Below are 15,075 nucleotides of genomic sequence, written 5' to 3' on the forward strand. Positions count from 1 at the left end.
TTTTAATATACTCTAATCAAAAATCACCTCATCGGTCTACCCGTTTGTTCCAATGTTGAATGAGGATGAGCAGGTCGGCGGCGTTGACGATGCCATCGCCGTTTAAGTCTGGACTCGGCTGGCTGGGATTGGGCGTCGGCCCAACCGTCGGCGTGGGCTGCGGAGTGGGCGTGACCGTCGCCTCCGGCGGGAACAAAAACGGCGTCGCGGTCGGTTGCGGCGGCGCGTCCGGCGTCGGCGTGGGCAGCGGCCCCAATGACGAAGTCGCAAGAATCACGCGGTTCTCCTGGTCAATCACCACCAGCCCGGCGCGTCCATCGCTGAAATACACCCCCGGCAGCGCGAACAACACGTCGCTGCGGGTGAACACGCGTTGGGTTTGCCCGCCCAGAATATCCTCCGTGCGCTGGAACACCATTACTCCGTTGTCGCCGGGGTAAATAAATTCCGTCAGGCCGTCGCCGTTGAGGTCGAAGGCTTGCAGCGGCGACGAAAAACTATCAGCGGGCAGGCGCTTTTCAATCACGCTAAATTCGCCGCTGCTCGCAAACACGCGGCTGAAGAACCAGGTTGGTTCGACCTCGCCTGTGGTTGAAATTGATGTGAACTCGGTTCGCCCTGGAACCTCAGGTGACGCGGCGAATGTATATTGGAAATTCGCATCTTCGATGATGAGTTTGACGCGGTCGTTAAACGATAAGTTGCTGCTGGCTTTTAAAATGTATGGATCAATATTCGATGAGGTGCCGCCGCGCGAACGCGTGACTAACAGTTCATCGGCGCCATCTCCGTCGAGATCGGCGTAACCCAGAAAGCGGCGCCCCAGGTCAACCAGGTCGCCTTCGAGTTTAAACGAGCCGTCGCCGATTCCCGAAAAGAGTTTGGGGATCCCGCCCACGATGAGATCGAGTGCGCCGTCTCCGTTCGCATCAACCAGCGCCAGCGCGTTGAGGTTAGTCGTAATCGAAACCCCGGCGGTGAAGCCCGGCGAAAATCCGCCCGCATCATTCGCCAGATACACCGTCAAATTCACCACCGCCGCCGCGTTGGCTTGTGACGCGGCGATGAAGTCGGTCTTGCCGTCGCCATTGACGTCGCCTGCGACGACGCGCTGTGGATTATCGACCGCGAAATTCAGCGCAAACGGCAGGAACGATTCGCCGCCGGCGCCGCCGGATAGATACAAATCAATGCGGTCAGCATTGGCGAAATGCAAAAACAGGTCGTGCAGTCCGTCGTTGTTTACGTCGATGCTCTGCGCGTTGGTGATTGTATCCGTCGCGAGAAAACTCGAACTCTCTAAAAACGATTCCGCAGGCAGCGGCGCGGGCGTGGGCGGCGGCAGAGTCAGCACAGACGGCGGGCGCAGCTTCAATCCCCAGCCGATCAGCGTTCCGTTGTGATTTGGCATCGCGTCAATCACGCGCAGCGTCCATTCACCCAGCGGGCTTTTGTTGAGCAACGGCGCTAGTGGTTGGGTCGGCGTGGTTTTTGAATCATAAATCGGTGAAAAAGGCGCTTCGCTTGATGCGGTTTGGTTGTGCATCACCACGCTGGTTCCATCAGGATGCATCACCACGCTGGTTCCATCAGGATGCACCAGCGTAATCAATAATTGTTCGACGGCGGGGTGGTCGATTTGAACTGCGACCTCAATCGCTTCAAGCGTCTCGTCGCCGGGGATAAAAATCGAACTCGACAGCCCGGTTTGCGTGTCGCCGTCGGGGATGGGGGCGTTCACCTGCACTTCTGCAATGGCGTACGGCGTCTCCGCCGTCTGCGACCAACCGTTGAGCGAGAACGCAAATGCCAGCGCAACCACCAGCAGCAGGTTACGGATTTTCGCGGCGCGTCTTGGGTTTTGGTTTGCGCTTGGGCGCGGGCAGTTTCGCATCGTCTTGCACCATTCCGGCTTGTTCGAGTTCAGCAATTTTGTCACGATAAACCGCTGCCTTTTCAAATTCGAGATTTTTGGCTGCATCCACCATGCGCCGTTTGAGTTCGGCGATGGCGTCTTTTTTGTTGGCGTTTTTCACAGTGACCGATTCGGCGATGTCGAATAACAGTTCTTCGGTTTCGCGTTTTTTGGTCGAGCGCGCTTCGAGCATGGAGCGCACTTTCTTCTGAATCGTTTTGGGGATGATGCCGTGCTTCTCGTTGTACTCCAGTTGAATTTTACGCCGCCGTTCCATGACTTCAATCGCGCGGTCCATCGACCTGGTGCGCTTGTCGGCGTACATAATGACTTCACCCGCGACGTTGCGCGCCGCGCGTCCACAGGTTTGAATCAGCGAACGCTCATCGCGCAGGAAGCCTTCCTTGTCGGCGTCGAGAATCGCCACCAGCGACACCTCCGGCAGATCGAGCCCTTCGCGCAACAGGTTGACGCCGACGATGACGTCAAACTCACCGCTGCGCAGCCCTTCGAGAATCTCGGCGCGTTCCAGCGTATCCACCTGATGATGCAGATACTGAACTTTGATGCCCAGATCGAGCATGTAATTGGTCAGGTCTTCGGACATGCGTTTGGTGAGCGTGGTCGCCAATACGCGCTCGCCGCGTTCGGTGCGTTCGCGGACGCGCCCGATAAAATCGTCCACCTGTCCAGTCGCGGGGCGGATGGTGATTTTGGGATCAACCAGCCCCGTCGGGCGAATCACTTGCTCGACGGTCTGTTCGCTGCTTGTTAGTTCGATCTCCGCCGGAGTGGCTGAAACGAAAACCGCTTGCGAGAACGATTTCCAAAATTCATCGAACGACAGCGGACGGTTATCGAGCGCCGAAGGCAGGCGAAAGCCGAAATCAACCAGCGTGGTTTTTCGGCTGCGGTCGCCGCCCGACATGCCGCGCACCTGCGGCAGCATGATATGCGACTCGTCGACCATGAGCAGAAAATCATCAGGAAAATAATCAATCAGCGTATTGGGCGGCATGCCCGGCTGGCGTCCGTCAAGATGGCGCGAATAATTTTCGATGCCGTTGCAGAAGCCGGTCATTTGCAGCATCTCAAGATCGTACCCGGTGCGCTGCTCAAGCCGTTGCGCTTCGACCAATTTGTCTTCTTTACGCAACTGCGGCAGGCGCTGTTGTAACTCTTCGCGAATCGCGCCAATGGAATTTTTCAGCCGCTCAGGCGCGGTGACGTAATGGCGAGACGGGTAAATAGTGATGCGGCTGTGTTCGCCGATAACCTCGCCCGTTACGTGGTCGATGGAGAGAATGCGGTCGACGTCGTCGCCCCACAGTTCGATGCGGTAGGGGTGGTCGCCGTAGCCGGGAAAAATCTCGACCACGTCTCCGCGCACGCGAATGGTGCCGTGGTGGAAATCCATATCGTTGCGGTGGTATTGCAGATCGACCAGCCGCCGCAGCAACTTCTGCCGGGGGATGGTGTCGCCCACCGCAATCGGACACACCATTTCGCGGTATTCATCCGGCGAACCGAGGCCGTAGATGCACGACACCGACGCCACAATAATCACGTCGCGGCGTTCCATCAGGTTCATGGTGGCTTGCAGCCGCAAGCGCTCGATTTCATCGTTAATGGTGACTTCTTTTTCGATGAAGATATCTTTCGAGGGGACGTAGGCTTCGGGCTGATAGAAGTCGTAATACGAAACGAAATAGCCGACGGCGTTGTTAGGAAAAAACTCTTTGAACTCGCTGTAGAGTTGCGCAGCCAGCACCTTGTTATGCGACATGATGAGCGTCGGCTTGTTGACGTTGGCGATGACGTTCGCCATGGTGAAGGTCTTGCCGCTGCCGGTGACGCCGACCAGGGTTTGGAACTTCTTTTTATCAAGAACGCCTTGCGTCAGTTTTTCGATGGCTTGGGGCTGATCGCCGGTTGGAACGAAGTCGGCGACCAGTTCAAAGGGGATGTCTTTGACGCCCTGCGTTTCGGCGCGTTCGGCGCTTTCGACCATCTGCTGCAATTTCTCAACCCGCATCATTACTCCAAATAATATGAATTACGGTTAGTGTATCGCGAATGAGGAGTTCAGCCAATTGTGGAAACAAATTTCCTGTTTCGGCGACATAGAAATCGTAGGGTGGGTTCTTAACCCACCAGTGGCAGCGGCGTTAAATTCTATGATTCACCGCCGGGCTCGAATGTTTGTGTCGTTGTGGTGGAACCATGCCTCCCTTTTTAAGGGAGGTGGCGCGTAAGCGTCGGAGGGATCAGCCGTAGCGACTGTCTTGAAATGTAAGGCCAGTGTCGTTGTGGTGGAACCATGCCTCCCTTTTTAAGGGAGGTGGCGTGTAAGCGTCGGAGGGATCAGCCGTAGCGACTGTCTTGAAATGCAAAGCCAGTGTTGTTTTGGTAGAACCAGGCCTCCCTTTTTAAGGGAGGTGGCGTGTAAGCGTCGGAGGGATCAGCCGTAGGGTCTTTACATTCAATATAGCGATATCAAATGAAATTTTTGGCGTCACCCCAAATTTTAGCAAAAGGCGTCTTCGGATCAGTTCCGTAGGGTGGGTTCTTAACCCACCAGTGGCAACCTCGTTAAATTTTATGATTCACCGTCAGGATCGAATATTTGTGTTGTTGTGGTGGAGCCATGCCTCCCTTTTTAAGGGAGGTGGCGCGTAGCGCCGGAGGGATCAGCCGTAGCGACTGTCTTGAAATGCAAGGCCAGTGTCGTTGTGGTGGAACCAGGCCTCCCTTTTTTAAGGGAGGTGGCGCGTAGCGCCGGAGGGATCAGCCGTTGGGTTTTGTACATTCAATATAGCGATATCAAATGAAATTTTTGGCGTCACCCCAAATTTTAGCGAAAGGCGTCTTCGGATCAGTTCCGTAGGGTGGGTTCTTAACCCACCAGTGGCAACCTCGTTAAATTTTATGATTCACCGTCAGGATCGAATATTTGTGTTGTTGTGGTAGAACCAGGCCTCCCTTTTTAAGGGAAGTGGCGCGTAGCGCCGGAGGGATCAGCCGTTGGGTCTTGTACATTAAAAACATCAGTTCAAATAAACTTCTTAGCATCCCGCCATAGGTCTTTAATCGGCGTCTTCGGATCAGCGCACCGATAGATGGCCCGATTGTTTTCATAGGGCATGGAGAGAGGGCGCTCAATTTCTCCAATGGGCTCAACTGTTTCAAATACTTCCTGGTTATCTTCAAGCGAAATGATGGTGATGTAGACAGACGCATCCATGTCCAGATCCGCCCAATACCAGTAATTGTTGTGCGGACACAAGACCGGCGGCAGGTTGTATTTGTCGCGGAAAAAATCAATCGCGCCCGCCTGCCCATAATTGCTAACAATCAGTACGCAATTGGCCCGCTCGTTTTCTGGCAGCGACTGCACCGCTTCGGACAATTGCCGCGCCATGTCTTCCCAGCCGATCATGTCGGCGAACAACTGAGGCAGTGCGCCGCTGTCGCTCTTCTCGCCGGAACTGGGGCGAATGCCAAGGGCTTCTGAATATTGGATGGACGCAGCGGGAGAGAGCACGGGCAATACAATCGGCGCAACCACAACGCCGCCCACGATGATTACGCCTAAGAGTATGGGCTTTGCGAAAGCAAGCCGTCCGCTCAGCCATTTCTCCCAGCAGACTGCCCCCGCCGCCATTACCAAGGGGTAGGCTGGCGCCAGGTAGTACGGCTTCGCGTTTTGTATGAGAAATACCGCGATCACAGCGACGAACAACCATCCCAAAAGACGATACGCGGCGCCGTCGCGAAACAGCAACAGCCAAATCAGCCCGGCGGTCCAGATGGGCAAGGCAAACGGGTTTGCATGCAACATAATTTCTTTGAGAAATTCCAGCGGCGAAAGCGGCGTGTTTTTATACTGGCTGGCGTTATGAATGAACTCCAAAGTGGGCCATCCGTGAGCAACTTGCCAGATGATATGCGGTAGAAAAATCAGCATGGAGATTGCGCCGCATATCCACAGCCATTTGTCGAGCAGCCATTTGCGTTGCGGCGTGAGCAGAATGCCGACGGCAAAGCCGAAGCCAAGAAACAACACGCTAATTTTATTTTGCAGCCCCAATCCCAAAGCAACGCCCAGCGCAATCCACAATGACGGCGCCGGATTTTGAATCAGTTTAATGATGAGCAAGAACGCAAGCGCCCAGAAAAAATGGTCGATCGGATTCATCGAATAAAACGTGTGGATGGCGAGATGAGAGGGCAGGGCGATGGTCGCCGTCACCGCCAGCCATTGGGCGAAGCGTTTGCCGCCCAGTTCCGCCGTGATCCACCCGGCGAGAAAGACCACCGCCGCGCCGAATATTGCAGGCAGCAATCGCAGCGCAAACAGCGATTCGCCGCCAAGCATACGGACGGGCGCCAGTAAGAGCGCGCACAACGGCGGATGATCAACGTAGCCCCAGTCGAGATGGTCGGCGCAGGCGATGTAATAATATTCATCGCGGAACATGCCATAGGGTTCAGGCAGGGCGAGCGTCATGGTGAAATGAATCAGCAATTTCACCATCGCCGCCGCGAGTAAGAGTTTCCAGCCGGGTACCTGCGTCAGTTTGGATAACATAGTGAAATATGTTTTGAGAGAAATAATTTCAAGATTTCATTAGCATACTAAGTTTTTCTGTAAATTGGATACTTTTTTTATAAATTGAATTGAGATTTCGCTGCATGTGGCATGGGTGCAACTCTGGGAGCGCCTGTGAGACAGGGCCATAAGCCCGCACTGAAGCGATTAGAGTTGTACCCATGCCTGAATTGCGTTGTCAATTTTTGATAGGCCTGAATACATTTTCGTAATCAAAATCATGGTTATCCATCAATCGAAGTACTCACTTACCGGATGAACTGTTTTTATCTTTACTTGTATCAGAAAAAAAATAATTCTGGACTACATCAATTCTTCAACGCCATATAACACAATTTTGGGATTTTCTATGATATACAGAGGGATAATCCCGCAATGGCGAATGGGTAGCCGGGCGGATAAAACACATGCCAGCCGCCGCACAGTCTCAAGCCTTCGCCGGTCGCGATGTTCTCGCCGAGTTTCGCGTACGCCGTCCCATCGGTGAAGATAAAATAGCGCGCATAGACGGAAAACCCGCCAAGGATGATAGCGATGAATACAAGTATGAGTAATACGATACGAAATTGATTTCTTTGTTCCACGGGGTTCCGTCCATGATTAAGTAGTCGCGTAAATAATTCTATCGACATCAAGTGACTATGTCAGGTGATTTGCTTGGTTGTTTATTGCATGAGTCATTTTTGACCTGCCCATTCTATCTTATATGGGAAATCCCGGTGCAAACAGAATCAACCGTGATTTACGGGAGGTGGAGGTGGCAATGTTATTGACTTAAGACTTTTAGCCCCCCTTAAAAAGGGGGGACGACGCTGAAAGCGCCGGGGGGGGGATTTCAAAACAGCGCAAAAAAAGCGATACATTCAAACAATTGAATTTCAAGGGCTGCCCTCATTTCATTCGGCCTTGCCCTTGCCACCCCTTAAGTCAATGACATTGGTGGTGGAGGAGGTGGAGGTGGTATTGTATGAATGCCTTTAGGTTGCGGCACGACAATTTTGCTGCTTTTCCGTAAATAGATGAATAGCAGGACCATATAGATGCAAGCCAAACACCCAACTAATCTTGAATAATACCACATGGCAAAATGCATATAAAAACCATAAACGAGATAGGTGAGTAGCGCTGCTAACAAAATGAGAAATACGTTAGATCGTTTATGCTTGGTTTTTACCATTTGAAGCGTCAAATACATACACCAAAATCCTAGACAGCACTGTATGATGATTGGTAAGAATGTTGCGTGAAACCACCCAAAATAAGAAATGAGCCATTGTCCGACGTACGGAATCCAGGTAAAGCCATAAACGGCAAATGACATCCAGTAGAGTGTCGCCGCGACCACAAAATCCATGAAACCTGAAATGTAGGTCACGATCAGCATGGTAAAGATTGTACGGATGAATATGGCGACATGGTTAGCAAATGAATTTTTCATATTAAGGCGATTCACTTCGATCATCATCAAGCTCAAACATCACATTCGAGCAAACAACTCGTAGTTCTTCGTGACGGGTGGCAAAGACAAGAATGAGTGAAGCAAATTCAGTAGGGTGGGTCATTTTTGACCCACCGATTCTAACATCACACAATTCCGGGTGGGTCGATATAACGCGACCCACCCTACGATCCTACATCTTCCCAAACAATTCTTTGTTCTTCGGGTAGATTTCTTTAAACCATTCAAAGCGTTCGTCGTAGAGTTTTTTATTTTCGGGATTGGGCTCGTAGGTGTGTTCGACTTTTGCGACGGCTTTGGCTGCTTCGGGGATAGAGTCGTACACGCCGCTGGCCGCGCCCGCCAACACCGCCGCGCCCAGACATCCCGCCTCGGCGACTTGCGGCGCCGCAACCGGCGCGCCCATAATGTCGGCCTTAATCTGTAACCAATAGGGCGACTTTGCGCCGCCTCCGGTGGCGCGGTAGGCTTCGACTTTGCCGCCCGCCTGCGCCAAAAGTTCCATGCCCTGGCGTAGTTCATAGGTTACGCCTTCGAGCAAGGCGCGGGTGATCTCCGCCTTGGTGGTGTCGAGCGTCAATCCCAAGATCGCCCCCTTGCTCTTGTTGTCGAAATGAGGAACTCCCGTGGTAGTGAAATGGGGAAGCACCAATAAATTCGTCGGCTTGTCGGCGGCTTCTTCGGTAAGAATCTCATACACGTCGCGCTTCTGCTTTTTGGCTCGCTGCATTTCTTCGCGGGCGAACTGGTCGCGATACCAGCGGAACAAAACCGCCCCCGTGTAGTTATAGACCAACACGCAATATAAATCAGGACAGGTATGGTGATAACAACACAGGTTGCTCGCCAGCATCTGTTCATTGAGCAGCGCCTTATCAAACGCGGCGCCGATGCAGGCCACCGTGCCGATGCCGTAGGCGGCGGTCTTGGCGTCGGTCACGCCTGCGCCCAACATCTGGCAGGGCTGGTCGTGTCCGCCCGTCACAACTTTCACGCCGCGCGGCAGGCCGATCTCGTCCGCGATGGAGTCAATCACCGTCCCCACCAGCGTCCCCGATGGAACCGCCTTGGGCATGACGTCTTTGGTGAGACCGACTGCGCCGAGAAAATCGTCGCGCCATTCTTCTTTGACGATGTCGAACAACATGGTGCGCCCGGCAAGGCTGAAATCGACCACCGCTTCTCCGGTGAGAAAATAATTGATCAGGTCTTCGTAGCCGAGAATGTACTTGGCGTTGTCGAGCACTTCGGGTTGGTTGTCGCGATACCAGTTAAGTTTGAGCGCGGTGAAGATCGACGCGGGCGGCTGTCCGGTGGCTTGAAAGAGCGTGTCGCGGCCAAAGCGTTCGATCCATTGTTCGACGTAGGGGCCGGTGCGCGGATCAAAACTGACAATCGAGTTTGATAGAAACTCGTCATTGGCGCCGATCGCAGTGACCGCTTCGCCTTGGCATGAAACCGCCAGCGCCTGGATGGGGTCGCGCTTGGTCTTTTTTGAAACTTCGCGGATGCAGTCTTTGGTATCGTTCCACACTTGTTTGCTGTCGAGTTCGGCCCAGCCCGGGTTGGGCGCGTGAAGCGGATATTCACGGTAGGCATAGGCGATTAACTTGCCAGATTCATCGAAGGCGACGGCTTTGCATCCAGTGGTGCCGATATCAATACCCATTAAACTCATGGCGACAATCTCCCAAATGTATTCTTCAATTTACTATAAGGGAAATCGCCTTGGGAGCACAAGGCTAAACTTACGCTCTTTATGATTAGTACCGCCTTTCAAATGTGTCATTGCTTCGAAGGGGTGGCAAGGGCAAGGCGTCGCGAAGCGACGGCAGCCCTTGATGCAACCTGAGGCAGGGAGGTCTCGCTTCTCGGTTTATGAGGCAATTTGTGCGGCGCGTTTTCTTTTCCCACCGTTTCAAGCATTCAAAACTTCTCGGTGGGTCGGTAAGGCGTGACTCACCCTACGCTTTTAAACTCGCCCCCTCGGCGTCTTACAAATAGCGCAAACGATGGCGCGGATAGTTTTAATTAGAATTAACACCTTTGAACAAGCATCAATCGTTTTTTTCACCCTCACCCCAACTCTCTCCCGCCAGCGGGCGAGAGGGCCGGTTGTGTGATTTCAACACCTGAATGGTTTTTCATTCATGCTTTCGGTAAAGCAGCCGCTATTGCCTTCTCCCTCTGGGAGAAGGGTAGGTTGAGGGCAGTAAGACTGGATAGAAGAACCAAACGATTATCGTGACAGGCCTGATTAACGCGGCGGCCGCGCTGAAAGATGCGCCGCATTCGATCAAAACAAAAACGGGCGACCGATTGGCCGCCCGTAGAAAACGTATGTTGATCTACAAATTAGTTCGTGCCGCCGATGATCTGGCTGTTGAGAACAAAGATGTTTCCTGATGAGGTCAGCCCATTCGACGGCAGGTAGATAAAACCGCCGGAGCGTTCGCCAAGCGCTTTGTAGCCTGCTTCGCCCCAGGGGAAGTTTTGTTCGCCGTTCGGGCCAAGCGAAGTCATCAGATATTCGATGTTCTGGCGTCCCATCATATTAAACGCTGCCGTGCTGTCTTTGCAGTTTGGCGTCCCTTGCGGGCCGAATGAAACACGCGATGTGTATTCATACACTGGTTTCAAGCCGTCTTTGATCGACTGGCGGTTTTGAAATTCTGCGTTGATCCCCGCGAAGGCGTCTTCCGGAATTTGTCCAATATACGAAACCGGCGTGGTGAGTGGGATGTATGACAGGTGTTCTGCCTGGCCGACGCCGCAGTCGCCGTCATAGGTATACTGGTTGCGGTCTAGGCGGTATTGTTCCTGCGCCATGGCAACGGCCTTCATGTCTGACACCACCCGCGCAACCTTGGCGCGCATTTGCGCGTTCAAAAAGTTGGGTACGGCGATGGCCGCCAGAATGCCGATAATCGCTACAACAATCAACAACTCAATAAGCGTAAAACCCCGTTTCTTCATTACACGACCTCCCTACAGATTAACGATGTGTGTTCAAATGGTGTAAATTCTTCAACCAATTCCGCCGCTCCATTGAGCAGCGAGAATTAAAAATATTCGTCTTCGTTACTTTGATTTCTTTTTTGCGGGCGCCTTCGGCAATAACATGTCCGGGCCGGTCATGGTTTCTTCGGGCGTGTGCGTGATGATTTTTTCGACGTCTTCATGCGGGTTGGGAATGACATGCGCAGAGATCACTTCGCCCACCCGGCGCGCTGCCGCTGCTCCTGCTTCGACGGCTGCTTGTACGTCAGCGACGCCGCCGCGCAGAGTCACCGTCACCATGCCGGGGACGTTATATTCTAATTGCGTGACAATTGTTTCCGCTGATTTGACTGCTGCATCGCTCGCTTCAATTCCAGCGATGAGTCCCCTTGTTTCGATTAATCCCAAAGCACTCATACCAATGCCTCTCTTGAACCATTCTATATATTGATCGCATAATCATACGCGAAATTCATATAAAACAAAAGCGCGTATATCAATAATCCTGCGATTTTGTCCTTGGCGTGAGGTCAAAATTGTGGTTAGAATAGATCACGATTTTCTAATGGAGACTAAAAAAACATGACTGATTCTAAAACGCCGTCAGAAATCAAAGCCGTATCCAACCGTCGCCGCTTTCTGAAAACCTCCAGCGCTTCGCTCGCGCTCGGGCTGACCGCTGCCAACTACCGCGCCGCCTCCGCCGCGCCCAACGACAAGATTCGTATGGGTTTCATCGGTCTCGGTGGAATGGGCACAGGCCGCCTCAATGAATTTATGCGCCAGGAAGACGCCGAAGTCGTCGCCGTCTGCGACGTTGACAGCAGCCACTTGGCCAACGCTATCAAAGAAGTCGAAACCCGCCGCGATATGACGCCGGACGCCTATTCCGATTTCCGCGAACTGATCGCCCGTAATGATATCGACGGCGTGATGGTCGCCACCCCCGACCATTGGCACGCGTTGACCGCGCTTACCGCCTTGAACGCAGGCAAAGACGTGTTCGTCGAAAAACCGTTGTGCCATTCGATCAACGAAGGCCGCGAGTTGGTCGATGCCGCCAAGCGTAATAACCGCATCACTCAAATGGGCAACCACATCCACAGCGGCAACAACTATCGCCGCGTGGTCGAGATGGTGCAGTCGGGCAAATTGGGCGGCATCACCAAAGTCGCCTGTTGGAAAAGCAGTTCCATGCAGAATATGGGCAAGCCCGACAACGCGACGCCTCCGCCTGAGTTGAACTACGACTTCTGGCAAGGCGCCGCCCCCAAAGAACCGTATAATAAAAATCGCTCGCATTTTACTTTCCGTTATTTCTGGGATTACTCCGGCGGCGACTTTATGGACTTCTGGTGTCACATCACCGATGTCGCGTTTTGGGCGCTTGACTTGGGCGCGCCGCTCACCGTGAGCGCCACTGGCGGACGTTGGTACCATGACGACAACGCCGAGACGCCCGACGTGTTTGAAGCAACCCTGACCTTCCCCAATAATTTGATTTTAACCTGGACGCTGCACCCTAAAGGCCTTCCCGGGTATGAACAATTCGGCGGCATCGGTTGCGTCTTCCAGGGTGACGACGCCACCTGCGTCACCAATTACGGCGAGAACAAAATCTTCGTCGATGGAAAAGAAAACCCCGACTTTGAACGCCCCCCGCAAAGCATCCCCAACTCGCCGGGGCACATCCGCCAGTTCCTCGATTGCATGAAATCGCGCGAGCAGGCCGACTGCAACGTGGAATATGCGTATAAATTGACCAAGCCGGGCCTCTTGTGCAACATCGCTTATCGCATCGGCGAAACCCTGCATTGGGACGATGAAAAAGAGCAGGTGATCGGCAACTATCGCGCCAATCAAATGGTCAACCGCAAATACCGCCGCCCCTGGTCGATCTAAAGCCGGGCAGCGAGTCTTTTCGTGTACAATGTGAATCCCCCCTGGCGCAACGCTAGGGGGGACCAATTCAGGCGAACAGCGCCGTAGGGTGGGTTCTTACCCCACCATGAAAAACCTCGCAAGCATAAAGGGTGCCGTATGCAACAGTCGTTACAACCGCTCGATTACGCCATCATGTTGGGCTATTTTCTTTTCACCATGGGGCTGGGCGTCTATCTCGGACGCAATATCAAAACCGGAAAAGACTACTTTCTCGCCGGGCGCTCGCTGCCCTGGTGGGCCATCGGCATGTCGCTGGTGGTGTCAGACATCGGCGGCGTCGACATCGTCGGCCTGGCGGGCGAAGCCTACGAACACGGCCTCGTCTTAGGCAACTTCGACTGGCTGGGCAGCGTCCCGGTCATGATTATCGCCGGGTTTGTTTTCATCCCGCTGTTCTGGCGCTCGGGCGCATACACCATTCCCGAATTTTTAGGCCGACGTTATAACTCAGCCATTCAAACCATCGTATCGGGCATCTGGCTTGTGGTGATGGTCTTCAATCTGGGCATTATGCTCTACGCCACCGCCGCCATGATGAAAGTCATGCTGGGCTGGCCGGAAGGATACTCCATTGTCCTGTCCGCCGTATTTGTCGGCCTCTATACCATTGTCGGCGGGCTATCGGCGGTCGTCTATACCGACGTGATTCAGTGCATCGTGATGATGGTCGGCTGCGCCATCGCTCTCGTGATTGGCATCAATGACGTCGGCGGGCTAAGCGGTTTGCGCGAAACCATCCTGGCAATGGGCCCTCAATATGAAAACCATTTCGATCTGGTGCGCACGGTCGATACCCATACCGATTATCCCTGGACGGGCGTCTTGATGGGCCTCGGCTTCGTACTCGCGCCCGCCTATTGGATCGGCAACCAGGCCATTGTCCAACGCAGCCTGGGCGCCCGGACTGAGTTTGAAGCCAAGGCGTCATTCATCTGGGGTTCACTCCTCAAAATCTTTATCCCGATTTTGATGGTTATCCCCGGCATCGTCGCGCTGGCGCACAACCCCAATGTTGAAAACATTAACCATGCGGTGCCCATTCTCATTCGCGACACCTTGCCGACTGGCCTGCTGGGCATCTTCTTCGCCGCATTTCTGGCTGCATTCATGTCGAGCGTCGATACCAGCCTCAACTCCAGCGTCACTCTTTTGACGACGGACTTTTATAAGAAATTTCTGTTTCCAAACGCGGGCGAAAAACACCTGCTGCTTGTCGGGCGGCTGCTGACCATCGTCTTCATCCTCTGGGGAATCGGCTTTGCGTTCTGGGTATGGGCGCGCGGCGAAGGCATCTACACCATTATTCAAACCATCTTCTCGCTCTATCAGGGGCCGAGCCTTTCAATCATCATCCTGGGCGTTTTATGGAGCCGAACCACCGGCGCCGGCGCCTTGGTCGGCCTGCTATCGGGTATCGGCGCGGCGGCGGTGTTGCACTTCACCCACAACGCGCTCTATGACGAGGCGCTGGGCGCATCGACGCTGTTCCAATATGACGATCCGTTCTTGTTAATTGCCTGGTGGGCGTTTGCCGTTTCGTTTGTCGTAACAATCATCGTCAGCCTGCTCACGCCGCGTGAACCCGAAGAAAAGCTGGATGGCCTGGTTTATAAATATGGAAGGAGCGCCGCCTAATGGCTGAATTCATCGCTTCGATACTCAGCGTTCCCGGCGAGGCTTTGCGCCAATTGATGCTGATGATCCCCATCAGTATCGCCAAGTTATTCTTCATCGCCTATTTCGCGGGCATTGGAATCTGGGTCTGGACGCTCGACCCTTCCGACGTCATTGGTGAAGTACATGGGCGAAAAAAGCCCGTTGACCTGCGCCCTTACGCCACCGCATCCATGATCGCCATGGTCATTATTTATTGGCTGCTGTAGGTAGATGGAACTGTTTGTACATTGATAGCCAAGGTAGAGTGGGCTCGCGAAGCAGCCCACCATGCAATGTTTCAATTATCATGAACGGCAGGTAATAACCCACCAATATTTCGAATGCTGTGGGGAGGGCGAACCTCCTGGTGAGCCGGATAAAACCGAAAGCCTGCTCCCTCTCCCACTGGGAGAGGGTTGGGGTGAGGGCTTGGATATATATCCGTTTTTATTCAAACGCGGCTCGGCGGGAGCCTCGCCCTCCCCGCAC

The 15,075-nt window shown here is 53.6% G+C and carries 10 protein-coding genes; 3 read left to right on the forward strand and 7 right to left on the reverse strand.

Annotated elements, in window-relative coordinates; all coding sequences use genetic code 11:
- Window positions 1-28: 28 nt before the first annotated feature.
- From P9L94_04370 to P9L94_04400, 7 genes are all read right to left on the reverse strand, one after another.
- The gene (locus P9L94_04370) at window positions 29-1,894 is read right to left on the reverse strand and encodes an FG-GAP-like repeat-containing protein (protein ID MDP8243294.1); all 1,866 of its coding nucleotides are present in this window, start codon (window positions 1,892-1,894) and stop codon (window positions 29-31) included.
- Window positions 1,833-3,953 carry an excinuclease ABC subunit UvrB gene (gene uvrB / locus P9L94_04375; protein MDP8243295.1) on the reverse strand — a complete coding sequence of 707 codons (2,121 nt, stop codon included), beginning with the start codon at window positions 3,951-3,953 and terminating at the stop codon, window positions 1,833-1,835. Before uvrB ends, P9L94_04370 begins: the two co-directional genes overlap by 62 nt.
- A 1,014-nt stretch (window positions 3,954-4,967) precedes the next feature.
- Window positions 4,968-6,506 carry a glycosyltransferase family 39 protein gene (locus P9L94_04380; protein ID MDP8243296.1) on the reverse strand — a complete coding sequence of 513 codons (1,539 nt, stop codon included), beginning with the start codon at window positions 6,504-6,506 and terminating at the stop codon, window positions 4,968-4,970.
- 368 nt (window positions 6,507-6,874) lie between these two features.
- Entirely contained in the window at window positions 6,875-7,111 is a 237-nt protein-coding gene (locus tag P9L94_04385; protein MDP8243297.1) for a hypothetical protein, read from the reverse strand.
- A 1,047-nt stretch (window positions 7,112-8,158) separates the two neighbouring features.
- Window positions 8,159-9,664 carry an FGGY family carbohydrate kinase gene (locus P9L94_04390; GenBank protein ID MDP8243298.1) on the reverse strand — a complete coding sequence of 502 codons (1,506 nt, stop codon included), beginning with the start codon at window positions 9,662-9,664 and terminating at the stop codon, window positions 8,159-8,161.
- Window positions 9,665-10,341: 677 nt separating this feature from the next.
- The gene (locus tag P9L94_04395) at window positions 10,342-10,962 is read right to left on the reverse strand and encodes a prepilin-type N-terminal cleavage/methylation domain-containing protein (protein ID MDP8243299.1); all 621 of its coding nucleotides are present in this window, start codon (window positions 10,960-10,962) and stop codon (window positions 10,342-10,344) included.
- 105 nt (window positions 10,963-11,067) lie between these two features.
- Window positions 11,068-11,403, reverse strand: coding sequence for a BMC domain-containing protein (locus P9L94_04400; GenBank protein ID MDP8243300.1), 336 nt, complete (start codon window positions 11,401-11,403; stop codon window positions 11,068-11,070).
- Between the two features lie 165 nt (window positions 11,404-11,568).
- On the opposite strand from P9L94_04400, the gene P9L94_04405 reads away from it, so the two are divergent.
- From P9L94_04405 to P9L94_04415, 3 genes are all read left to right on the forward strand, one after another.
- The gene (locus tag P9L94_04405; protein MDP8243301.1) at window positions 11,569-12,888 is read left to right on the forward strand and encodes a Gfo/Idh/MocA family oxidoreductase; all 1,320 of its coding nucleotides are present in this window, start codon (window positions 11,569-11,571) and stop codon (window positions 12,886-12,888) included.
- Window positions 12,889-13,026: 138 nt separating this feature from the next.
- Entirely contained in the window at window positions 13,027-14,565 is a 1,539-nt protein-coding gene (locus P9L94_04410) for a sodium/solute symporter (GenBank protein ID MDP8243302.1), read from the forward strand.
- Window positions 14,565-14,813 (forward strand): hypothetical protein, encoded by a 249-nt coding sequence (locus P9L94_04415; protein MDP8243303.1) that lies wholly within the window; start codon window positions 14,565-14,567, stop codon window positions 14,811-14,813. Before P9L94_04410 ends, P9L94_04415 begins: the two co-directional genes overlap by 1 nt.
- Window positions 14,814-15,075 lie beyond the last annotated feature (262 nt).

The sequence above is a fragment of the Candidatus Hinthialibacter antarcticus genome (assembly GCA_030765645.1).
Taxonomy (GTDB): Bacteria; Hinthialibacterota; Hinthialibacteria; order Hinthialibacterales; family Hinthialibacteraceae; genus Hinthialibacter; species Hinthialibacter antarcticus.

What these genes read in the sequence shown, in the direction of transcription:
- P9L94_04405 (MDP8243301.1), top strand. Translation starts at nt 11,569, where the DNA reads ATGACTGATTCTAAAACGCCGTCAGAAATCAAAGCCGTATCCAACCGT.
- P9L94_04395 (MDP8243299.1), bottom strand. Translation starts at nt 10,962, where the DNA reads ATGAAGAAACGGGGTTTTACGCTTATTGAGTTGTTGATTGTTGTAGCG.
- P9L94_04390 (MDP8243298.1), bottom strand. Translation starts at nt 9,664, where the DNA reads ATGAGTTTAATGGGTATTGATATCGGCACCACTGGATGCAAAGCCGTC.
- uvrB (MDP8243295.1), bottom strand. Translation starts at nt 3,953, where the DNA reads ATGATGCGGGTTGAGAAATTGCAGCAGATGGTCGAAAGCGCCGAACGC.
- P9L94_04370 (MDP8243294.1), bottom strand. Translation starts at nt 1,894, where the DNA reads ATGCGAAACTGCCCGCGCCCAAGCGCAAACCAAAACCCAAGACGCGCC.
- P9L94_04380 (MDP8243296.1), bottom strand. Translation starts at nt 6,506, where the DNA reads ATGTTATCCAAACTGACGCAGGTACCCGGCTGGAAACTCTTACTCGCG.
- P9L94_04410 (MDP8243302.1), top strand. Translation starts at nt 13,027, where the DNA reads ATGCAACAGTCGTTACAACCGCTCGATTACGCCATCATGTTGGGCTAT.
- P9L94_04400 (MDP8243300.1), bottom strand. Translation starts at nt 11,403, where the DNA reads ATGAGTGCTTTGGGATTAATCGAAACAAGGGGACTCATCGCTGGAATT.
- P9L94_04415 (MDP8243303.1), top strand. Translation starts at nt 14,565, where the DNA reads ATGGCTGAATTCATCGCTTCGATACTCAGCGTTCCCGGCGAGGCTTTG.